Below are 20,988 nucleotides of genomic sequence, written 5' to 3' on the forward strand. Positions count from 1 at the left end.
GTACGGCCGCTGGGAGGGTCGCGTCCGCGCGCCGGTCGGCGATCCCTCCTACAACGCCCTGCTGCTGCTCTGGCCCGACGCGGAGGACTGGCCGTCCGGCGGCGAGGTCGACTTCATGGAGATCTCCGACCCGACCCGCCAGGAGACGAAGATGTTCCTCCACTACGGGGCCGACAACTCCCAGCTCGACGGCGCGGTGCAGGCCGACGCGACGCAGTGGCACAACTGGGCGGTGGAGTGGACCGCCGAGTCGATCACGGCCTACCTCGACGGCGAGCAGTGGTTCCGCACCACCGACACCGGCACGCTCCCACCGGGGCCGATGCACCTGTGCATCCAGCTCGACTGGTTCCCGCAGGGCGACACCGCGAAGGAGACGACGATGCAGGTCGACTGGGTGCGCCAGTACAGCCTCGACGGCACCGCCGCACCGTCCGGGACAGGACAGGGCTCCGCGGGCGGCGACGGCGGCGACGGCGGCGGCGGCGGCCAGGGCTCGTCACCGGTCCGTGACCTGCTGCGTCGCATGTTCGGCTGGGGGTGACGGGCGCGCCGGGCAGAGCGGGGTTCTCAGCCTGGGCACAGTGGTCATTGCCTACTGTGACCGGAGTGTCCGACACACAGCAGCTGGCCGCATCCGATCCCCAGCCCCCCGGCCCTCCTCCCGACCGCCGACGGGCTGTGATCATCGTGCTTGCGGTCGCGGCTGTCGTCGCACTCGTCGCGATCACCCTGACGGTGGTCCGCGGCGGCTCCTCCCACACGACGTCCGCCCAGCACAACGGCGGCCCGCTCAACCCGCAGAAGAGCGCCACCCTCGACCCGAACGCGAGCTCGGACACCGAGGCGGCCAAGCTCCTGAGCTGGGGCACCCCGACAGCCGACGACGAGTTCGACGGCACCTCCCTCAACACGCGGACGTGGAGCGCCTACAGCGGCGGCACCACCGAGAACGTCGGCCGCAACAACCCCGACAACCTCGTGGTGGGCAACGGCGTGCTGACGATCAACAGCCACGGCAACGAGTCCGGCGGCCTGTCCTGGTACCCCGGCCAGCAGTACGGCCGCTGGGAGGTCAGGGCCCGGTCGCAGGCCGGCGCGGGCTACGGCCCGGTCATGCTGCTGTGGCCCGACGCGGAGGACTGGCCCGAGGGCGGCGAGATCGACTTCCTCGAGATGCCGAAGCCCGAGCGCAAGATCGCCAACTTCACCGTCCACTACGGCGCCGACAACAGCCAGAACGGCGTCGGCGTGCCCGGCGACTTCACGCAGTGGCACAACTATGCGGTCGAGTGGACGCCCGACCACATCGCCGGCTTCATCGACGGCCAGCAGATCTTCCGGACCACGGAGAAGGACCAGATCCCTCCGCGCCCCATGCACCTCGCCATCCAGCAGGACGTGGGCCCCTACGGCGACGACTGGATCCCCGCCCGCAACGCCCAGACGCCGCAGAGCGTGGGTTTCCAGGTCGACTGGGTGCGCATCTACGGCCTGTAGCCGCTGCACGCACCTCCACGGACGCGAATCGGGGTCCTGGCCGGCTGGCCAGGACCCCGATATCGTTTCCCGAACTGACGCGCCGCTCCCACCACGAAGCGACGACATGAGGTTAGCCTAACCTCACTCTGCGGCGCAAGCCCTCATGCGAGGAGCGTGCGCAGCGGCACCACCGCGAAGTAGGCCAGGAACGCCACGGCCACCACCCACATCAGCGGGTGCACGGTCCGCGCCCGCCCCGTGCCCGCCGCGAGCACCACGTAGGACACGAAGCCCGCGCCGATCCCGTTGGCGATCGAGTACGTGAACGGCATGACCACGATCGTCAGGAACGCCGGCAACCCGATGCGGAAATCGGTGAAGTCGATCTCGGTGATCTGCCGGATCATCAGCGCGCCGACGATCACCAGCGCCGGCGCGGCCGCCTCGATCGGCACGATCGCGTAGAGCGGCGTCAGAAACATCGCGAGCAGGAACAGCACGCCGGTGAGCACGTTGGCGAGCCCGGTGCGGGCCCCCTCCGCGATCCCCGACGCCGACTCCACGAACACTGTGTTCGACGAGCTCGACACCGCGCCGCCCACCACTGCGCCCGTCCCCTCGACGATGAGCGCGCGTCCGACGTTCGGCAATTGGCCGTTCTCGTCCACGAGCCCGGCCTGCTTGCCCAGCCCCGTCATGGTCCCCATGGCGTCGAAGAAGTTGGCGAGCACGAGCGTGAACACCAGCAGCACCACGGTGATGATGTCGAGGCGGGAGAACGCGCCGAACGAGAACGCGCCGACGAGCGAGAGGTCGGGCAACCCGACGATGCTCGACGGCAGCGCCGGCACCGACAGCGACCAGCCCGCCGGGTTCGTGGCCGACGAGCCGACGTGCACGAACGCCTCGACGACGATCGCCACCACCGTGGTGATCACCACGCCGATCAGGATGCCCGCGCGCACCTGGCGGGCCACGAGCAGCCCGGTGACCAGCAGCCCGATCACGAACACGAACGTCGGCCAGGTGGCGATCGAGTTGCCGCTGCCCAGCTCGACCGGGACGGTGGTGCCCGCGGCATCGGGGATGCGGCGCACGAACCCCGAGTCCACCAGCCCGATGAACGCGATGAACAGCCCGATCCCGACGGCGATCGCCGCCTTGAGCGACGGTGGCACCGCGTTGAAGACGGCTGTCCGCAGGCCGGACGCGGCGAGCAGCACGATGATCAGCCCGTCGATCACCACCAGGCCCATCGCCTCCGGCCATGTCATCATCGGCGCGAGCGTGGCGGCGACGAGGACGTTGATGCCGAGGCCCGTCGCGAGGGCGAAGGGCAGGTTGGCCACCAGCCCGAAGACCAGCGTCATGACCCCGGCCGCCAGCGCCGTGACGGCCGCGACCTGCGGGACTGCGAGCACGTGCCCGAGCACGTCTTTCTTGGCGCCGGGGCCCTCGGGCGAGAACGAGCCGAGGATCAGCGGGTTGAGGACGATGATGTAGGACATCGTCACGAACGTGACGAGGCCACCGCGCAGCTCACGGCCGACCGTGGAGCCGCGCTCGGAAACGCGGAAGAGCTTCTCGAGCACGGCCGATACCGTAGGCGCACATCACGTCCTACGCTGGCCGGTGTGGTCGCCCCCCCGCCGCTCCCGCCCCGGTTCAACCAGATGAGCACCGTCCTCGCGATGGGCAGCCTGGCGTGGCTCGCCGCCGCCGTCGTCCTGCTCGTCACATGGTTCACCGGCGACCGGCCGCTCGACATCTGGTTCCTCACCTGCGTCGTCGGGGCGGGCCTCGGCGGCGTCGGCTACAGCGTCTTCGCGTGGCAGCGGGCCGCGGCCAGGCGCGGCTCCCGCACGGCACAGCAGGGCCTGGACTGACGGCTTAGGGTCTGCGGCATGACCGATCGACCCACCGCCGTCGTCACCGGCGCCAGTTCCGGCATCGGGGCAGCCACCGCCCGCGCGCTCGCGAAGGCCGGCTTCCACGTCGTCCTGGGCGCGCGCCGCACCGACCGCCTCGCGGAGATCGCGGCGGAGATCGACGGCACCGCGGTACGCCTGGACGTCACCGACCCCGAGTCCGTGGCCGCCTTCGCCGCCGCCGTACCCGGGGCCAAGCTGCTGGTGAACAACGCCGGAGGCGCAAAAGGCCTGGAGCCCGTGGCCGAGGCGGACGAGGATGCCTGGCGCTGGATGTACGAGACCAACGTGATCGGCACGCTGCGCGTCACGAAGGCACTGCTGCCCGCCCTGCTCGCCTCGGGCGACGGGCACATCGTCACCGTCACGTCGATCGCCGCGCTGGAGCCCTACGACAACGGCGCCGGCTACACCGGAGCCAAGCACGCCCAGGCGATGCTGCACCGCACCCTGCGCGGCGAGCTCCTCGGGCAGCCGATCCGGCTCACCGAGATCCTCCCCGGCATGGTGGAGACCGAGTTCTCACTGGTCCGCTTCGACGGCGACGCCGGCAAGGCCGACAACGTCTACAAGGGGATCACGCCGCTGACGGCCGGCGACGTCGCGGACGTGATCGCGTTCGCCGCCACCCGTCCGAGCCACGTGAACCTGGACCAGATCGTGCTCAAGCCCCGGGCCCAGGCCAGCGGAATGCGCGCGTACCGCGAGGGCTGATCGTCAGGCCGTGTCCTCGCTGTGGCGGTGCTCGTCCGCGACGTCGCCGGGGGCGACGGCGCCGGCGGCGTCCCCGACGCGCTCCTCGGACTCACGCAGGATCTCGGCCGCCTCGGCGCGACGGTCCTCACCGCCCTCCTCCACGGCCCGCTCCTCGGGGAGGGGCTCGGCGCGGGTGGCGGACCGGTCGCTCAGATCGTCGGGTCGCATACGGGCCCGTACCCGAGGGCCCCAGCCGGCAACCACCCGCTGGTCAGAGCGCGGAGAGCGTCTGCCACTTCTGCCAGGACAGCGTCCAGTCCCAGATGTCGCCGTCCCTGGACGAGAGCTGGATCGGGGTGTTGGTGACCTCCACGGGGTCGCCGTAGAGCGCGGTGTCGTAGTACGCCTTGGCGTTGTCGGTCGAGAGGTTGACGCAGCCGTGAGTGACGTTGGAGGAGCCCTGAGCGGCGGCGGAGTTCGGGTTGGCGTGGATGAACTCACCGTTGTTGCTCATCCTGACGGCCCACTTCTCCACGCTGTCGTAGCCGTACTGCTGGCTCACCATGCGCTTGTCGGTGAACTTCTCGCTCACCACGTGGACGCCCGAGCGGGTGTTGCGCTGCGGGTCGGAGGCGAGCCCGTAGCTGGCCGGGAAGTCGAAGATCTGCTCGCCGTCACGGATGACGACCATGCGGAAGCTCTTGGCGTCGGCCTTGACGATCTGGGCCCTACCGATCCGGAACGTCGAGGTGACGTTCGCCGCGCCGACGGCGCCGCCGCCGTAGGGCACGTCACGGAGGTTCGCGGTGACCGTGACCTCGGTTTCGGCCGGCCAGTACGCCTTCGGCCGCCAGTCGACGCGCGAGCCGCCGCCCTCGTCGGGCAGCCAGCCCCACGCGCCCTCGACGGGCACGGACGTCTCGACCTTCAGCGCCCGCTCGGCGGCGGCGCGGTCGACGACGTGGTCGTTGAACTGGATGCGGATGGGCGCCGCGATGCCGACCGTGCGGTTGTCGCCGATGTTGACGGTGCCGCGGATGCGCTTGCTCGGCGACACGGTGGTGAAGGAGCCCCGGAGGGGCACCTGGGCGCCGTCGGTGCCGGTGGCGGTGCCGCCCCAGGTGTAGTTGGCGCCGTAGCCCAGCGGTGCGGTGCTGGTCCAGGTGGTCCTGTCGGCGTTCAGCTCGCCGGGGACGGCCTTGCCGTCCTCGTCGGTGAGCGTGACCTCGTCGAAGGCGCCGTCCCGCACCGTGGCCGTGGCCTTCGCGCCAGGGTCGACGCGGCTCGTGTTCGCGACGGGCGTGTAGGCCACGGTGGCGGCAGGAGCCGCGACCGTGGCCGGTCCCCCCGTCGGCGCGGCGATGGTGGTGCGGCCGCCCTGGGCGGTGGCTGCCGTCACCACGCCCAGCGAACCCACCATCATCACGGCCAGCACGAGCAGGATGCGTCGCATCGTCGAATGGTCCCCCTTGTCGAGATGTCCCGCAGAGAAGGACGTCTCGGGCGCTCCCCGGTTGCCCGACGCCTCCGCGGTACCGGACAAAGGCTACGCGACGATCACAGAACGCAGCCGACCAGAACGGGTTCCGGTACGAGCTCGACCCCGAAGGCGTGACGCACGCCGTCACGAACCTCGCGAGCGAGGATCAGGAGGTCGGACGTCGTGCCGTCACCCCGATGGGTGAGAGCCAGGACATGACGGCCCGACAGCGCGACCCGGCCGCCCGGGCCGCGGCGGCCGCGGCGGAATCCGGCGTGCTCGATGAGCCAGGCCGCAGGCACCTTCACCCGGCCCGGCCCCGCGGGCCAGCGAGGCGCCTCGGCGGGCGCGTCCGGCTCGGGGAGCACCGGGTTGGTGAAGAACGAACCCACGCTCCAGGTGTCGTGGTCGGCGGCGTCGAGCACCATGCCCTTGCCCCGGCGCAGCCCGAGGACCGCGTCGCGCGCGGCCGCGGCGGCCACACGCTCCCCGGGCTCGACGCCCAGCGCCCGCGCGAGCTCCGGGTAGCGGATCGGGGCGCTCGCGCCGTCGCCCGGCAGCAGGTAGCGGACGCGCAGCACGATCGCGTCGTCGCGGCCCTTGAGCGTGCTCGTCCGGTAGGCGAGCCCCAGCTCGGCAGCGGGCACGTGGTCGCGGACGACGCCGGTGCCGCGGTCGTACAGGTCGACGTCGAGAAGCAGGTCGGCGATCTCGACGCCGTACGCGCCGACGTTCTGCACAGGTGTGGCGCCGGTGCGCCCGGGGATGCCCGAAAGGCACTCCAGCCCGCCGAGGCCCTCGGCCACGGTGGCGGCGACGACACCGTCCCAGTCCTCGCCCGCCTCCGCGGTGAGTACCACGGAGCCGTCCGGCCTGCGCTCGACGTCCCGCCCGCGGCTCGCCACCCGCACCACCGTTCCGGGCCAGCCCTCGTCGGCGATGACGACGTTGGATCCGCCGCCCAGCAGCAGCACCGGCTCGCCCGCGGCGTCGGCCACGCGTACGGCCTCGACGACCGCGGCCGCGCTCGCGGCGTCGACGAGACGCCGGGCGGGACCGCCGAGGCGCAGCGTCGTCAGGGGGGCCAGGGAGGTCGCCACATCAGGAACCGGCACGGCGGCCAACGGTAGCCTCCCCCCATGTCACGGCAGAGCGAGTACCGGTCGACGTCGGCCTACCCCGCCGAGAAGGTCTTCACGACGATGGTCGATCCCGACTACCTGCGGGCCCGCCTCGCCGAGGTCGGCGGCAAGGACGCGGTCCTCCTCGAGCACACCGCCGACGACCGGAGCGCCCGGTTCCGGGTCCGGCAAGGCCTCGAGTCCAAGGACCTGCCGCCCGTGGTGCGCACCTTCCTGACCGGCGACATCCTCGTCGAGCGGCTGGAGACCTGGACCCGCAAGGAGCCGGGCCGCTACGAGGGCGAGTCACAGGTGGGCATCAAGGGCACGCCGGCCTCCGCGGTCGGTGGCATGCGCCTGCACGATCTCGACGCGTCGAGCAGCGAGCTCGTGGTGCGCACCGACGTCACGGTCAACGTGCCGCTCATCGGCGGGAAGATCGAGAGCGTCGTGGCCGAGCGGGTGAAGGAGCTGCTGAGCCTGGAGACCGAGTTCACGCTGAAGTGGCTCGACTCGCACTGATCCGCCCCGCGCCCGGGTGCGACGATTCGTGCCGTGGACCCCTCTGCCGAGCGCCGGTACGTCATCACCCTGAGCTGCCCCGACACGACGGGGATCGTGGCGAGGATCTCCGGGTTCCTCGCCGACGCGGGCGGCTGGATCGTCGAGGCGGCCTATCACTCGGATCACAGCCCCTCCGATCCCACCACCGGCTGGTTCTTCACCCGCCAGGTCGTGCGTGCCGACTCCCTGCCCTTCGACGCCGACGAGCTGCGGGACCGCTTCTCCGCCGTGGCGGCCGAGATCGGCCCGGAGGCGCGCTGGACCGTCACCGACACGGGCGTGCCGAAGCGCGCGGTGCTCCTGGTGAGCAAGGAGCCGCACTGCCTGCACGACCTGCTGGGCCGCGTCTCCGCCGGTGAGCTGCCCGTGCAGCTCGACGCCGTGATCGGCAACCACGAGGTGCTGGGCGACATCGTCCGCGCCCACGGAGTGCCGTTCCACCACGTGCCGTTCCCCGCCGACGGCAAACCGGCCGCGTTCGCGGAGCTGCGCAAGCTCGTGGAGGAGCACGAACCGGACGCGATCGTACTGGCCCGCTTCATGCAGATCCTGCCCGCGGAGCTGTGCGAGGCCTGGGCCGGGAAGGCCCTGAACATCCACCACAGCTTCCTGCCGTCGTTCGTCGGCGCGCGGCCCTACCACCAGGCCCACGCCCGCGGCGTCAAGCTGATCGGAGCCACCTGCCACTACGTCACGGCCGACCTGGACGCCGGCCCGATCGTCGAGCAGGACGTGATCCGCGTGGACCACGGCGACACCGCCGCCGACATGGTCCGCCGCGGCCGCGACATCGAGCGCCTCGTGCTCTCCCGCGGCCTGCGCTGGCACCTCGAGGACCGCGTCCTGGTGCACGGCAACAAGACGGTGGTCTTCCGCTAGCCCCCACCCGCGAGTCGACACGAACCGGGGACGGGGTGGGACGTCAGTGGCCGCGCACCCGCCGCGGGCGGAAGCGCAGCGGCACCGAGAACGTCTCGGCGAACACCGCCGGCGTCCCCCAGCTCCCCGCGGCGATCGACGCGCCGTACTTCTCCAGGTAGACGGGGTTGTCGGGCACCGCGGGCTCGTCCGGTGCCTCGACGATCTCGCCGGTCAGCACGACGATGTCGCCGCCGTGACCGTCACTGTCCAGATGCAGCGCGACCTTCGGGTCGGCCCGCAGGTGGTCGAGGCGCTTCGCGTTCCCGACGCTGTAGATCAGGGCGGTGGCGCCGTCCCAGAGGAACCAGACGGGCGCGGGCTGGGGCGTGCCGGCACCGTCGACGACCGTGAGCCACGCGATCGGCTCCTCGGCCAGGCGGCGGGCGACGCGCGCCCCGAACTCGGTGGACGGGTCGGGCAGCACGGATGTGTCCGAAGTCATACGGCTACAACGCGGCGGCGCCGGACCACCATTCCCGGCCCGGCGCCACCACGGCGTCAGGCCGGCTTGATGTTGGCGTTGAGGTGGAACCGGTTCCCCGGGTCGTACTCGCCCTTGATGCGGGCCAGCCGCTCGTACTTCCGGGCTCCGTAGGTCGAACGCACGCGATCCTCGTCGAACTCCATGAGTTCGTTGACGTACCCGCTGCCGTCACCGACGGCGTGCGGTCGCAGTGCCTCCCAGAAGGTGCGGACCCACACGCGATCCGCTGCGAGCAGGTCACGGTCCGGCGCCAAGGCGACGATGAACGCGGCGAACCGCGGCGAGCGCGCTCCTCCGAACGCGGTGTCGTCCTCGGCCACCCGGCTGTAGGCGCTGTCGAGGCGGTAGAACAGCAACAGCGACATCGGTGAGCTCTTACGGAGGACCTGCTCGGCCACCACATCGATGACGTCGTCGGACAGATCCTCGACGTAGGTGGCCTTCTCGTAGCAGTAGAAACCCCAGGCGTTGCCCTCGTCCAGCATCTTCTGGAGCTCGACGTACGGCATGGGGGTGACCATGTCGAACAGCGGGGGCAGGCTCTCCCGGATCCGGGCCACGAGCCGGGCGTGCTCCGGTGTGCCGTCGAAGCCTGTCAGCAACATGACGTACCCGGGTGTGAAGTGATGCGCCTCCGGCACGAAGGGCGCCGGCGGTGCGTTCATCGAGCCCACCACGACATTGACGTCCAGCGACATCGTGGCGATGACGTCGCGGGCGAGCCGCAGCGCAGCCGGGCCGTCCTCGAGGCTCCAGAAGAAGAAGCCGAGCTCGACCATGGGGTCCACCTCGTGGAGACGGAACTCGAACTCGGTGACGACGCCGAAGTTGCCACCGCCTCCCCGGACGGCCCAGAACAGATCGGGGTTCTCGTCCTCCGCCACCCTGAGCACTCGCCCGGCCGCGGTGACGATCTGGGCTGATTCCAGGTTGTCGCAACTGAGCCCGAACTTGCGGGTCAGCCACCCCATGCCACCTCCGAGCGCGATACCTCCGATCCCGGTGTGGCCGATCAGGCCGACGGGCGTCGCCAAACCGTGGACCTGTGTCGCCGCGTCCACGTCGGCGAGAAGCGCACCACCGCCCACCCGCGCCCGCCGGGCGTCCGGGTCGACCACGACCTGGTTGAGCAGGCTGAGGTCGATCATCAAGCCGTCGTCGCAGACGGCCAGGCCAGCACACTGATGGGCCCCGCAGCGGATCGAGATCTCCAGGCTGTGCTCGCGCGCGAAATCGACCGCTGCCACGACGTCCCCGGCTGTCGCGCACCGGGCGATCACGCCCGGGTGCCGGTCGATCTCCGCGTTCCAGACCTTCCGAGCCTCGTCGTACTCCGCATCACCAGGGGTGATCACGGGGCCTGCCATCGCCTCGCGCAGTGCCTGGATGCCTCCACCGATCGTCTGGGTCATGACAGTCGTCCCTCCCGGGCGCGCTCTGATGACGTCGCCACGAAGCCTGAGTCGGCACGAGGGGCCTGTGATACGTGCGGCCGGGCGTCAGCTCACGGGGGCGTGGTCCACGTCACACACAGAAACGGCGCCCCCTTCCGGGAGCGCCGTTTCTGTGTATGTGTGTAGGTCAGGCCGCGGCGGACACCGGCGCCGGCTCCAGGGCCAGCTCCAGCACCTCGCTCACGTCCGCGACCGGGTGGATCCGCAGCTCACCGCGCACCGACTCAGGCAGGTCGTCGAGGTCGGGCTCGTTGCGCTTCGGAATGATCACGTCGGTGAGGCCCGCCCGGTGCGCGGCCAGCAGCTTCTGCTTGACCCCGCCGATCGGGAGCACCTTGCCCTGCAGCGTGACCTCGCCGGTCATGCCGACCGACGACCTCACCGGACGTCCGCTGGCGAGCGACGCGAGCGCCGTCGTCATCGTGACTCCCGCGCTCGGCCCGTCCTTCGGGACCGCGCCCGCGGGGACGTGGACGTGGAGCTTCTTCGACGCCAGGTCGCCCGCCATCCCGCGGGACCGCAGGTACGACAGCGCGATCGAGACCGACTCCTTCATGACGTCGCCCAGCTGACCCGTGAGGATCAGGCCAGGCTCGCCCTCCATCGAGGTGGCCTCGATGAACAGCACGTCGCCACCGGCTCCCGTCACAGCGAGCCCGGTCGCCACGCCCGGCACCGAGGTGCGCTCGGCCGACTCCGGCGTGAACCGGGGCCGTCCCAGGAACGTGACGAGCGCGTCGGCGTCGATGTGCACCGGGCGCTCGACGTCGTCGCTGTCGAGCTTGACGGCCACCTTGCGCAGGGCCTTGGCCAGGCCCCGCTCCAGCTGCCGCACGCCCGCCTCGCGGGTGTACTCGGCGGCGATCATGCCGAGCGCCACCTCCGTGAACTCGACGTCGGACGGCTCCAGGCCGGCCTTCTCGATCTGCCGGGGCAGCAGGTGGTCGCGCGCGATGGCGATCTTCTCCGCCTCGGTGTAGCCGTCGAGCGTGACGACCTCCATGCGGTCCAGGAGCGGGCCGGGGATGGTGTCGAACGCGTTGGCGGTGGCCAGGAACAGCACGTCGGACAGGTCGAGGTCGACCTCGAGGTAGTGGTCGCGGAACGTGTGGTTCTGCGCTGGGTCGAGCACCTCGAGCAGGGCTGCCGTGGGGTCGCCACGGAAGTCGCTGCCGACCTTGTCGATCTCGTCGAGGAGCACGACGGGGTTCATCGTGCCCGCCTCGCGGATGGCGCGGACGATCCGGCCGGGCAGCGCGCCGACGTAGGTACGCCGGTGCCCGCGGATCTCGGCCTCGTCACGGACGCCGCCGAGGGCGACGCGGACGAACTTGCGGCCGAGCGCGTGCGCCACGGACTCACCCAGCGACGTCTTGCCCACACCGGGAGGACCGACGAGCGACAGCACCGCACCTGAACCGCGGCCGCCGACCTTCTCCATGCCCTTGCGGTCACGCCGGGCGCGGACGGCCAGGAACTCGATCAGACGCTCCTTCACGTCGTCGAGGCCGGCATGGTCGGCGTCCAGGATCTCCCGGGCCGCCTTCAGATCGGTGTTGTCCGTGGTGCTCTCGCTCCACGGCATGTCGAGGACGGTGTCGAGCCACGTGCGGATCCAGCCCGACTCCGGGCTCTGGTCCGACGCGCGCTCCAGCTTGCCGACCTCGGTCATCGCGGCCTTGCGGACGTGCTCGGGCAGGTCGGCGGACTCCACACGGGTGCGGTAGTCGTCGGCGCCCTCTGGCTCGTCCTCGCCCAGTTCCTTGCGGATCGCGGCCAGCTGCTGGCGCAGCAGGAACTCGCGCTGGGTCTTCTCCATGCCCTCGCGGACGTCGTTCGAGATCTTCTCGGAGACCTCCTGCTCGGCCACGTGCTCGCGCGTCCAGCCGATGAGCAGCTCGAGCCGCTTGATCACGTCGATCTCGGCGAGCAGCTGGGCCTTGTGGTCCAGGTCGAGGTAGGAGGCCCAGCCGGCGGTGTCGGCGAGCTGGCCGGGGTCGGTGATCTGCTGCACCGAGTCCACGACCTGCCATGCGCCCCGCTGCTGCAGGATGCCGACGACCAGCGCCTTGTACTCCTTGGCCAGTTCGGCGGCCTTGCCCGGGGCGGTCACCGTCTCGTCGACGGGGGTGGCCTCCACCCACAGGGCCGAACCGGGACCGGTCACACCGGACCCGATCTGCGCGCGGCCCTCGCCGCGCACCACGGCCGCCTTCTCTCCGTTGGGGAGCCTGCCGACCTGCTCGAGGACGGCGATCGTGCCCACGGCGGCGTACTTGCCGTCGGGGCGGGGAACGATCAGGACCTTGCGATCGACGCTCTGTGCCGCGTCCACCGCTGCTTGGATCTCCGGCTCGTCGAGCCGGACGGGAACCACCATGCCGGGCAGCACCACCGAGTCGGCGAGCGGAAGCACCGGCAGCTTCAGCGTCTCTGTCATGTCCAGCGCAACGCTTACCCCGTTGACAACATTCCAGCGCTCAAGTAAATCCGCTGCGAGCGAACGCAGGAACCTTGAGCGGAGGTGGCTCTACCTTCCGAGACCCTCGACGACCTCGGCGTTCACCAGGCGCGCCGCGAGGGAACCGGGCAGGGCCAGCTTCGAGCCTCGGATGCCGCTGCCGATCACCACGGCGTCAGCGGCGGCCACCGCGGCGTCGACCAGGATCGGCCAGTCGTCGGGCAGCCCGACGGGCGTAATGCCGCCGTACTCCATGCCCGCGAGCGACACGGCGTCGTCCATCGGCGCGAACGAGGCCTTGCGGGCGTTCAGGCGCTTGCGGACCAGGCCGTTGACGTCGGCGCGGGTGGTGGCGAGCACGAGGCAGGCCGCGTAGCGCGTCTCCTCGCCCCGGCGCCCGGCGACGACGACGCAGTTGGCCGAGCCGTCGAGCGGCGAGCCGTAGGCCTCGCAGAACGCGGCGGTGTCGGCCAGGTCGGGATCGATCTCCGCGACGCCGACGAGCGCGGCGTCAGCGGGGTCGAGCGCCTCCAGGGCGGTCAGGACGGGCTTGCCGAGCAGGTCGGGACGGTCGAGTGCCGGCACCGCGGAGAGGGTGCCGAGGACGGGCCAGTTCACCAACGCTGTCCGCCACCCTGGACGCCGACGATGGCGGGCTTCACGTCGACGATGTAGACCGAGACGGCCACCACGCCGGCCAGCCAGAACAGCGTCATGCTGCTGCCGGGCCCCTGGAACGCGGCCACCACGCCCCAGAACCCGGCGTAGGACACCGAGGTCAGGGCGCCGAAGAGCGGGATCAGCAGCATGAAGAACGCCGACGCGCCCGTGATGCCCAGCCAGGCGTTCTTGGTCAGCTTGCCGACAGCGGTGAAGGCGTCCGATCGTTGCCGCAGCGCGTGGATGAACGCGTACGCCGCGACCGGCGCGGCCGCGATACCGATCACGAACAACACCAGCGAGTCGAGGTGTTCGAGGACGTTCACCCGCCCAGAGTACGTGCGGGGCGGGGTGCAGCACATCCCCGAGGTGTGACCAGCGTGAACACGGGCTGGACACGGCAGCACCCCCGAGGCGCGGGAGGCCCCGGGGGTGCTGCGGTGGTGCGCCGGCCTCGCGACCGTGGGATCAGCTGCTGGACGAGCCGTTCCCCGTGGTCCGGCGGGTGGCCGGCTTGCGGGCCGTGGTCTTCGGCGTCGCCTTGGGGGCGGCGCGGTTGGCGGCCTTGCGCGAGACGCTGCGGGCCTCGTGCGCCGCCTCGTCACCCGCCTCGGCGACGACCTCGGCGGCCTCGGCACCCTTCGCGGCGATGGTCTCGGAGACGTCCTGGCTCGTCTCGGCGGCCTCCTCGGCGACCTTCTGCGTGGAGCGCGCGACCTTCTCGCCGGTGGACCGGGTCTGGCGGGTCACCGTGATGAGCGCCTTCTCGGCGGCGTCGTGGGCGTCGTCCACCAGGTCGTCGACGGCGGCGTCGAGCTTCTCGGTGTAGGACTCGATCGTCGTGATCGCCTGCTTGACCCGCGGCTGCTTGCGGATCTTGCCCCAGGCCTTCTCGCCGCGCTCGGCGAAGCCCTCGTAGGTGGTCTCGGCCTGCTCGCGCAGCTCGGCGACGGTGCTCTCGGCCTGCGTGCGCAGCTCGGCCACCAGCTTGCGGAGCTCGTCGGTGCTGAGGTGGGCCGGCAGCTCGGAGACCTGGGTCTGCAGCTCCGAGACCTGGCTCTGCAGGTGCTCGCGGCGAGCCGCGGCGCGGGCGCGGGCCTCGGCGACGGCCTTCGAGACGGTGGCGACGGCGAAGTCGCCCACCCCGAGGACGGCCAGCAGCGGCGTGCGGGCCACCTCGGCCTGCTCGGCGACGTTGTGGGCAGCCTGCTCGCGCGCCTTGCGGACGTCGGCGGCGGTCGGAAGCGAAACGGCCATGATGATCACTCCTCAGTGTCTGTGGAGGGGACGACGTGGACGTCGTTCTCCCGCCGGAAGGACTGGTAGATGTCGAGGAGCACCTGCTTCTGGCGCTCCGTCAGTGTCGGGTCGGCGAACACGGCATCGGTGACGGCGCTCGCCGGCTTCTCCTCGAGGATCCCGGCCTTCACGTAGAGGGCCTCTGCGGAGATCCGCAGGCCCTTCGCGATCTGCTGGAGGATCTCGGCGGACGGCTTGCGCAGCCCGCGCTCGATCTGGCTGAGATACGGGTTGCTGACACCGGCGGTGCGCGCCAGCTGGCGCAGCGAGACCTGCGCGCCCTCGCGCTGGCTGCGGATGTAGCTGCCGATGTCGGTACCGATGTCGGTGACGGCCTGACCGACGGCGTGACCGGCCTGCTCGACCAGTTCCACGGCCTGTCCGACCGGGTTCTCGTTCTTCTTGCCCGTCATGTGGGATCACCTCCGTCTCCGACGCGGGCGACGCTACCCGCGAGTGCTAGCTACAGCAAGCGCAGTGCTTGCGCAGGTGGGGTGGCATGTGTCACGCCGCTCTCCCATGCGTGCTGATGCCGGCGAAGACGGCCGACCCGTTCGCCCACTCCACGTGGATGTGGTCGATCGCGTTCTTCAGCACGCCGGCGGTCGAGTGGTCGTACTCGGCGTGACGAACACGAAGCCGTGACGCACCACAACGGATGGGAGGCTCGGTGACGCCTGTCCGTGCGGATCACCGCGGGTAGGTTCCGCGCATGGCCGACGCGCTCCCCCCCAGCGGCGGGGACGAGGTCGTCGTCCCACCCGTCCGCGTCCTCGAACCCCTCTCCGGCCAGGGCCGGGCGCTCGGGGTGGTGGCGCTCGGCGGCGCGGTCGGGGCGCTGGCCCGCTACGGCGTCGGCCTGCTGCTCCCCCACTCCCCCGGGACGTTCCCGCTGGCCACGTTCGGAATCAACGTCGTCGGCGGCTTCCTGATCGGGGCGCTCATCGTGGTGATCACGGAGTGGATGCAGGCGCACCCCCTGGTGCGCCCGTTCCTCGTCACCGGGATCCTCGGCGGCTTCACCACGTTCTCCACCTATGCCGTCGACTCCGAGCAGCTGCTGGCCGCCGGACACGTCGGCACCGCGCTGCTCTACATCGCGGGCACGCTGCTGGCCGCGGTCGCCGCCACCTGGCTGGGCATCGTGATCGCCCGCGCCGTGCGCCCGGCGGGCACCCGATGATCCCGCTGCTGGTGGTGGCCGGCGCCGTGGTGGGCGCCCCGCTGCGCTACGCCACCGACCGGATCGTGCAGTCGCGCCACTCCACCGGGTTCCCGTGGGGCACGTTCACCGTCAACGTCGTGGGGTCGTTCGTGCTGGGCCTGGTGCTGGGTGCCACCACCTCCCCCGCGGTGATCGCGCTGGTCGGCACGGGTTTCTGCGGGGCGCTCACCACGTACTCGACGTTCGGCTACGAGAGCGTTCAGCTCGCCGCGGGCCGCGCCCGCCTGCTCGCCGTGCTCAACGCGGTCGGCATGGTGGCCGCAGGCCTCGGCGCGGCCGGCCTGGGCCTGGCGATGGGCCGAGCGCTCTGACGAACCCCGAGGGCGCTCAGCCGCCGAAGGCCAGCTGGCCCACCGCGTAGATCACGAGGCCCGCGAGCGAGCCCACGACCGTGCCGTTGATGCGGATGAACTGCAGGTCGCGGCCCACCTGGAGCTCCACCTTGCGGGAGGTCTCCTCGGCGTCCCAGCGCGAGACGGTGTCGGTGATGAGCGTGGTGATCTCGCGGCGGTAGTGGCGCACGACGTAGCCGGCCGTGTCGGCCAGCCAGCCGTCGATCTTGCCGCGTAGCTCGGCGTCGGAGCTCAGGCGCGTGCCGAACGACACCAGGCCGTCGCGCACGCGGGTGCGCAGCGCGCTGGACGGGTCGGCCGCGGCGTCGAGGATGAGGCCCTTGACAGTGCCCCAGGCCTGGCCGATGAACCGTTGCACCTCCGGGTGCGCCACGATCTGGGCCTTGATCCGCTCGGCGCGCTCGATGGTGTCGGGGTCGCGCTGCAGGTCGGTGGCGAACTCGACGAGGAACGTGTCGATCGCCTTGCGCAGCGGGTGCTCGGGGTCGGTCTTCACCGCCCAGGCGAAGTTCTGCACCTCGAGGAACAGCTTGTCGGCGATGAGGTCGTCGACGAACCGCGGCGACCACGACGGCGCGCGCTCGTGCACGATCCGCAGCACCATCTCCTGGTTGGCCACCACCCAGTCGTAGGCGCGGTCGCAGACCAGGTCGACGAGCCGGTGGTGGGAGCCGTCGGCGAGGACGCCCTCCAGGACGGTGCCCAGCGGCGGGCCGATGGGCTTCTCCATGAGCTTGCGGACGAGCACCTGCTCGATGACGTCCTGCACGTCCTCGTCGCGCAACACCGTGACGACACCGCGGGCGGCCGTGGCGAGCTCGGCGGTGACGCGGTCGGCGTTGGCCTCCTCGGCGATCCACGCTCCGACCCGGGAAGAGATCTCGACGCGGGCGAGCTTGTCGCGCACGACGTCCTCGGAGAGGAAGTTCTCGCCGACGAAATCGCCGAGGCTGTCGCCGATCATGTCCTTCTTCGTCGGGATGATCGCCGTGTGCGGGATCGGCAGGCCCAGCGGGCGGCGGAACAGCGCCGTGACGGCGAACCAGTCGGCCAGCGCGCCGACCATGCCCGCCTCGGCCATCGCCCGGACGTAGCCGATCCAGACGGGGCCCTCGTTGACCTCCCACCACCGCGACACCAGAAAAATGACGGTGGCGAGCAGCAGGAGGCCGGTGGCGAACCGCTTCATCTTCCGCAGGTCGTTCGCCCGGGTGGACTCATCCACGCGTCCGAGGCCGAGCCCGACCTCCACGACCGGACGCCTGCGGGCCGGCACGGTATCGATCGGTCCTGTGTCGGCGTCGCCCGACGCGTCCGATCGGGGGGACTGCGAAGTCTGCACGAACCCATAGTGCCCGTCCCCACGAACACCTGGAGTCCGAACGGCGTGTTCTGCCCGTACCGTCGCTGCCCCGTGACGATCGGGCGGAGCATCACCGGACGAGGGCGCCCGGCTGCCGGTGGATGGCTCATTCCCATCCGCTCCGGTCGGGGGCCAAATGCCTCCCGGGGTCGTGATGCCCCCACGACGCCGGGAGGCTCGGCTCCTGCGGCGCCCGTCGTGACACGTGGAACAGGCCGGGGTCGGCGGCTCTCCACCGACCCCGGCCACGTTTGGTGGTGCGGACGCGCTGCGAGGGCAGGAGTGCCGCTCTCGGGCAGGATCCGCACCACCGGCCTCACCGGGGCCCTCGGCGCAGCGCGAGGCGCTGCGTCAGCGAGGACCGGACCGGGGGCCGGATCGCGGTCTCAGGACCGCATGACCGCCACTCCCACACCGGCGGACCGCTGGGCGCCCGGGTACGTCTCGTGGTCGGTCTGCCGTCGAACGGCGTCGACGGCGGCATGGAAGATCACGTCGGCCGGAGGGACCTTGTAGCCGACCAGCGCGGGGGCCACCCGCCAGTGCACCCATCCGTCGGGGACCTGCGACGGCGGCGCGAGCACCGCGTCGCCCGCGCCGTGCAGCACGACGCCCGCGGCCGACGCCAGCTCCGCCGGCAGCTCGGCACCCGCGCTCATCGGGAACCACCAGGAGCCCGCGTCGGTGGCGGCCACGGGGACGACCCGGCCCGCGTCGCGGAGCTCGGCGCACATCCGGCGGCCGGTGGCCTCCGGCACCTCCAGCACGTCCAGCGCCCGGCCGGTGATCAGCAGCAACGTGGTGGCGGTCTGCTCTGCCACGGACCAGCCGTGGTCGTCGAACTCCCGCGCCGCCGCGCGCAGCTCCGCGCCGTACACCGCGCGATAGCTGTCCCAGCCCGACATCCGGAGACCTCCTGTGTGTGCTGCATCCCGCTTGCCGCGATGCACTGCTGTGTTCTTCAACACGGATCTTGCCGGTTCGGATGTGCCGCCGCGAGGGGCACGCGACGACCGACCAGGACTCCGAGACGAGCGGATCGGGGTCCGCCGGGGGCAGTGCTGCCCGGCGGCGTGCGGCACGCGTGCAGCGGGTGACCGGACGCGAACGGCGGGTCGACGGCTGCTCCGAACGGGCGCGGCACCGGTCGTCGCGGGCGGATGCACGACAAGCGGCGCGAACACCCGCTGGGAGACTCGCCGGATGCTGATGACCACCGGCGCCACCGGCTACCTCGGCAGCGCGCTCGTCGACCTGCTGGTCCGCAGCGGCCACGACGTGCGGGCGGTGGTGCGCGACCGGGCCCGCGCCACGGCGCTCCTGCCCCCGGACGTCGACCTCGTGGTGGCCGATCTGGCCGATCCCGACGGCCTGCGCCGTGCGGCACGGGGCTGCGACGCCGTGCTGCACCTGGCCGGTTCGGTCGGCGGTACGCCGGAGGACATCCGCCGCGCCAACGTCGACGGCACCCGCGCCGTGCTGGCGGCGGTCCTCGACGCCGGGGTGCCGCGGTTCGTCCACACCGGCACGTCGGCGGCGGTGATGGACGCCTCCGGACTGGTGGCCGAGTGCCCCTCCGGCCCGCCTGCCCTCACCGACCCGTACTCGACGGCGAAGGCGGAGGCGGAGGACGTGGTGCTCGCCGCGGCCGCGGACGGCCTGGACGTCCGGATCGTCAGCCCGGTGAGCATCTACGGCCCGAGCCCGCTCGGGCCGTACTCCTACAACGCCCTGCTGATCGGCGCGGCGCGGGGCGAGGTCCCGGAGGTGGTGGACGCGACGGTCGGCTGGGTGCTCGCCGACGACGTCGCCGCCGGACTGGTGCTCGTGCTCGAGCGGGGTGAGTCGGGGCAGCGGTACGTGCTGTGCGGGGAGGCCGCGCCCTACAGCCGGATGCTGCACGACTTCGCCGACCTGACGGCCGACCTGACGGGTGGGAAGCACGTGCGGACGCTGCCACCCGGTTCGACGCTCGGACCCGACGCCGGCACGTTCGCCCGGCGCTCGGAGGTCTACGGCGGGTTCCCGCCGGTGCACGTGGACGACGCCCGGGCTCGCGCTCTGGGCTTCGACCCGGCCGGCATCGACGAGGGACTGGCCCGCACCGCGGCGTGGCTGCGGACGCTCTGACCGAGCACGGTGGACCCGGAAACGGCTCCAGCCGGCACCCCTGGGGGCACCGGCTGGAGAAGTTCGGATCCGAGGGGGAGGTCAGATGGGACGGACCGTGTCGGCCTGCGGACCCTTCGCGCCCTGGCTCGACTCGAAGTCGACCCGCTGGTTCTCCTCGAGCGTGCGGAAGCCGTCCGACTGGATGGCCGAGTAGTGGACGAAGACGTCCGGACCGTTGTCGTCGGTGGCGATGAAGCCGAAGCCCTTCTCGGCGTTGAACCACTTGACGGTGCCCTGCGGCATACCTGTTCTCCATACACGTGAAGCGGACCCTGCCGGCACTGTGCCGACAAGGGGCTGCACGGGAACACCGACGTACGCAGGAGAGGATCCTCGAACGTCCGTGAAGCCCACCGTCACTCTCCACGGACGCTTCACAACGATCGAGGAAGACACGACTGCAACCGCCGGGGAACCTATCACGGGGGCACGCCGAGCTGTAGCCACCGCGCGACGAACGGCGCCCCTCGGGGCTGCTACGGTGCGTCACCGCTGAGCCGGATCCGGTGCACACGCGGTGAGAATCCACCCCGACCGGGTAGTGAAGGTCAACTCCCACGCCAACGGGTGACGGTACCGCCGAACGTCGCAGACCCCGTTCGAGCGCGTCGCGGCGCGTCAGGGTGATGACATGGAGGCGTCACCGCTGAGGGTGACACCCGTTCTGCGGGGAGACGCCGGGAACGGTCACCGATCGTCGCGGAGCGGGCTGTGGGCCGGTCGCCGGAGCCTGGTGCCGGAAATGGGTGCCACGCATCATTCTTCCGACATCATCCGAACTGATCCGGGGAGGCTCCGATGCGGGGTCGTAAAGTGACTCTGTCGATTGCCGCAGTGACCACGGGAGCGTTGATCACCCTCTGCGGCGCGGGCGTGGCGAACGCCGCCGAGATGCCGGCCTCTCTCAATGCGGCTCCGGCGCAGCTGCCCGTGCCGCTGCCGGTGCCCGCGGTGCCCGCGGTGCCGGCCACCCCGCTCGGCGGCCTGCTCAACGGGGTGCTGCTGACCGTGCAGGGGCTGCTGCCCTCGGTGCTGGGCGGGCTCGTGCCCGTACCGGCGGTGCCGGTTGTCCCGGTGGTGCCTGCGGTACCGGCCGTTCCTGCCGCACCCGGGGTCGCGGCTGTCCCCGCGCTGCCCGCGACGCCGTCCCTGCCGACCGGGAAGGTGAGCACCGAGCAGGACCCCGCCCCTGCCCCGGCGACGCCGGATGTTCCCGTGCCGGACCCCGCAGCCGCAGTGCCGGCCCCCGCCGTCCCCGGCCCCGCCGTCGCGGTGCCGGCCACCCCGCTCGGCGGCCTGCTCAACGGGGTGCTGCTGACCGTGCA

Annotated in this window: 23 protein-coding genes and 1 pseudogene; 10 read left to right on the forward strand and 14 right to left on the reverse strand. The window is 71.5% G+C overall.

Translation table 11 applies throughout. From position 1 onward, the window contains the following. Nucleotides 1-544: glycoside hydrolase family 16 protein (locus JWR81_RS14740; protein WP_297651748.1), on the forward strand; the 544-nt coding region annotated here is incomplete at its 5' end. A 65-nt stretch (nt 545-609) separates the two neighbouring features. Further along, complete coding sequence (locus JWR81_RS14745) at nt 610-1,500, forward strand: glycoside hydrolase family 16 protein (RefSeq protein WP_297651751.1); 891 nt, start codon at nt 610-612, stop codon at nt 1,498-1,500. Between the two features lie 143 nt (nt 1,501-1,643). Here JWR81_RS14745 and JWR81_RS14750 read toward each other — a convergent pair whose 3' ends face one another. Next, nucleotides 1,644-3,074, reverse strand: a complete 1,431-nt coding sequence (locus tag JWR81_RS14750; RefSeq protein ID WP_297651753.1) for an NCS2 family permease — start codon at nt 3,072-3,074, stop codon at nt 1,644-1,646. Between the two features lie 42 nt (nt 3,075-3,116). Between JWR81_RS14750 and JWR81_RS14755 the strand changes: the two genes are divergently transcribed. Both JWR81_RS14755 and JWR81_RS14760 read left to right on the forward strand, forming a co-directional pair. After that, nucleotides 3,117-3,368 (forward strand): DUF2530 domain-containing protein, encoded by a 252-nt coding sequence (locus JWR81_RS14755; RefSeq protein ID WP_297651756.1) that lies wholly within the window; start codon nt 3,117-3,119, stop codon nt 3,366-3,368. Nucleotides 3,369-3,386: 18 nt separating this feature from the next. Then, entirely contained in the window at nt 3,387-4,124 is a 738-nt protein-coding gene (locus JWR81_RS14760) for an SDR family NAD(P)-dependent oxidoreductase (protein WP_297651759.1), read from the forward strand. A gap of 3 nt (nt 4,125-4,127) precedes the next feature. Here JWR81_RS14760 and JWR81_RS14765 read toward each other — a convergent pair whose 3' ends face one another. The 3 genes from JWR81_RS14765 to JWR81_RS14775 form a co-directional block, all read right to left on the reverse strand. Next, nucleotides 4,128-4,334: a hypothetical protein gene (locus tag JWR81_RS14765; protein WP_297651762.1), complete on the reverse strand. Its 207-nt coding sequence runs from the start codon at nt 4,332-4,334 to the stop codon at nt 4,128-4,130. A 43-nt stretch (nt 4,335-4,377) separates the two neighbouring features. Next, on the reverse strand, nt 4,378-5,559 hold the full coding sequence (locus JWR81_RS14770; protein ID WP_297651765.1) for an Ig-like domain-containing protein: 1,182 nt from the start codon (nt 5,557-5,559) through the stop codon (nt 4,378-4,380). 104 nt (nt 5,560-5,663) lie between these two features. Further along, nucleotides 5,664-6,701 carry a UDP-N-acetylmuramate dehydrogenase gene (locus JWR81_RS14775; protein ID WP_297651769.1) on the reverse strand — a complete coding sequence of 346 codons (1,038 nt, stop codon included), beginning with the start codon at nt 6,699-6,701 and terminating at the stop codon, nt 5,664-5,666. A 24-nt stretch (nt 6,702-6,725) separates the two neighbouring features. Here JWR81_RS14775 and JWR81_RS14780 point away from each other — a divergent pair, with 24 nt between their 5' ends. Together JWR81_RS14780 and purU are read left to right on the forward strand one after the other, a co-directional pair. Further along, nucleotides 6,726-7,229 carry a DUF2505 domain-containing protein gene (locus JWR81_RS14780; RefSeq protein WP_297651772.1) on the forward strand — a complete coding sequence of 168 codons (504 nt, stop codon included), beginning with the start codon at nt 6,726-6,728 and terminating at the stop codon, nt 7,227-7,229. Nucleotides 7,230-7,262: 33 nt separating this feature from the next. Continuing rightward, nucleotides 7,263-8,150, forward strand: coding sequence for a formyltetrahydrofolate deformylase (gene purU, locus JWR81_RS14785; protein WP_297651774.1), 888 nt, complete (start codon nt 7,263-7,265; stop codon nt 8,148-8,150). A 43-nt stretch (nt 8,151-8,193) separates the two neighbouring features. On the opposite strand, the gene JWR81_RS14790 is transcribed toward purU, so the two are convergent. From JWR81_RS14790 to JWR81_RS14820, 7 genes are all read right to left on the reverse strand, one after another. After that, complete coding sequence (locus JWR81_RS14790) at nt 8,194-8,634, reverse strand: TIGR03667 family PPOX class F420-dependent oxidoreductase (protein WP_297651777.1); 441 nt, start codon at nt 8,632-8,634, stop codon at nt 8,194-8,196. Between the two features lie 56 nt (nt 8,635-8,690). Then, on the reverse strand, nt 8,691-10,088 hold the full coding sequence (locus JWR81_RS14795) for an FAD-binding oxidoreductase (protein WP_297651780.1): 1,398 nt from the start codon (nt 10,086-10,088) through the stop codon (nt 8,691-8,693). A 169-nt stretch (nt 10,089-10,257) separates the two neighbouring features. Next, the gene (gene lon, locus JWR81_RS14800; RefSeq protein WP_297651783.1) at nt 10,258-12,570 is read right to left on the reverse strand and encodes an endopeptidase La; all 2,313 of its coding nucleotides are present in this window, start codon (nt 12,568-12,570) and stop codon (nt 10,258-10,260) included. 90 nt (nt 12,571-12,660) lie between these two features. Beyond that, the gene (locus JWR81_RS14805) at nt 12,661-13,212 is read right to left on the reverse strand and encodes a YbaK/EbsC family protein (protein WP_297651786.1); all 552 of its coding nucleotides are present in this window, start codon (nt 13,210-13,212) and stop codon (nt 12,661-12,663) included. Next, nucleotides 13,206-13,577, reverse strand: coding sequence for a DUF2516 family protein (locus JWR81_RS14810; RefSeq protein ID WP_297651788.1), 372 nt, complete (start codon nt 13,575-13,577; stop codon nt 13,206-13,208). Before JWR81_RS14810 ends, JWR81_RS14805 begins: the two co-directional genes overlap by 7 nt. A 142-nt stretch (nt 13,578-13,719) precedes the next feature. Beyond that, nucleotides 13,720-14,508, reverse strand: a complete 789-nt coding sequence (locus tag JWR81_RS14815) for a hypothetical protein (protein WP_297651793.1) — start codon at nt 14,506-14,508, stop codon at nt 13,720-13,722. A 5-nt stretch (nt 14,509-14,513) separates the two neighbouring features. Continuing rightward, nucleotides 14,514-14,963 carry a helix-turn-helix transcriptional regulator gene (locus tag JWR81_RS14820; RefSeq protein WP_297651796.1) on the reverse strand — a complete coding sequence of 150 codons (450 nt, stop codon included), beginning with the start codon at nt 14,961-14,963 and terminating at the stop codon, nt 14,514-14,516. A gap of 299 nt (nt 14,964-15,262) precedes the next feature. Between JWR81_RS14820 and crcB the strand changes: the two genes are divergently transcribed. Further along, nucleotides 15,263-15,733, forward strand: a complete 471-nt coding sequence (crcB, locus tag JWR81_RS14825; RefSeq protein ID WP_297651799.1) for a fluoride efflux transporter CrcB — start codon at nt 15,263-15,265, stop codon at nt 15,731-15,733. Further along, nucleotides 15,730-16,086, forward strand: coding sequence for a CrcB family protein (locus JWR81_RS14830; RefSeq protein WP_297651801.1), 357 nt, complete (start codon nt 15,730-15,732; stop codon nt 16,084-16,086). Before crcB ends, JWR81_RS14830 begins: the two co-directional genes overlap by 4 nt. A 16-nt stretch (nt 16,087-16,102) precedes the next feature. Here the strand turns inward: JWR81_RS14830 and JWR81_RS14835 are convergent, their stop codons facing one another. Further along, complete coding sequence (locus tag JWR81_RS14835; RefSeq protein ID WP_297651815.1) at nt 16,103-17,317, reverse strand: DUF445 domain-containing protein; 1,215 nt, start codon at nt 17,315-17,317, stop codon at nt 16,103-16,105. 560 nt (nt 17,318-17,877) lie between these two features. Next, on the reverse strand, nt 17,878-18,396 hold the full coding sequence (locus JWR81_RS14840; RefSeq protein WP_297651804.1) for a bifunctional DNA primase/polymerase: 519 nt from the start codon (nt 18,394-18,396) through the stop codon (nt 17,878-17,880). Between the two features lie 298 nt (nt 18,397-18,694). On the opposite strand from JWR81_RS14840, the gene JWR81_RS14845 reads away from it, so the two are divergent. Continuing rightward, entirely contained in the window at nt 18,695-19,621 is a 927-nt protein-coding gene (locus JWR81_RS14845; RefSeq protein WP_297651808.1) for an NAD-dependent epimerase/dehydratase family protein, read from the forward strand. An 81-nt stretch (nt 19,622-19,702) separates the two neighbouring features. Here JWR81_RS14845 and JWR81_RS14850 read toward each other — a convergent pair whose 3' ends face one another. Then, on the reverse strand, nt 19,703-19,906 hold the full coding sequence (locus JWR81_RS14850; protein ID WP_094921020.1) for a cold-shock protein: 204 nt from the start codon (nt 19,904-19,906) through the stop codon (nt 19,703-19,705). Between the two features lie 570 nt (nt 19,907-20,476). Between JWR81_RS14850 and JWR81_RS14855 the strand changes: the two are divergent. Beyond that, nucleotides 20,477-20,988 (forward strand): annotated as a pseudogene (locus JWR81_RS14855) (hypothetical protein); the annotation flags it as partial.

The organism is Pseudonocardia sp. (genome assembly GCF_025965585.1).
GTDB lineage: Bacteria > Actinomycetota > Actinomycetes > Mycobacteriales > Pseudonocardiaceae > Pseudonocardia.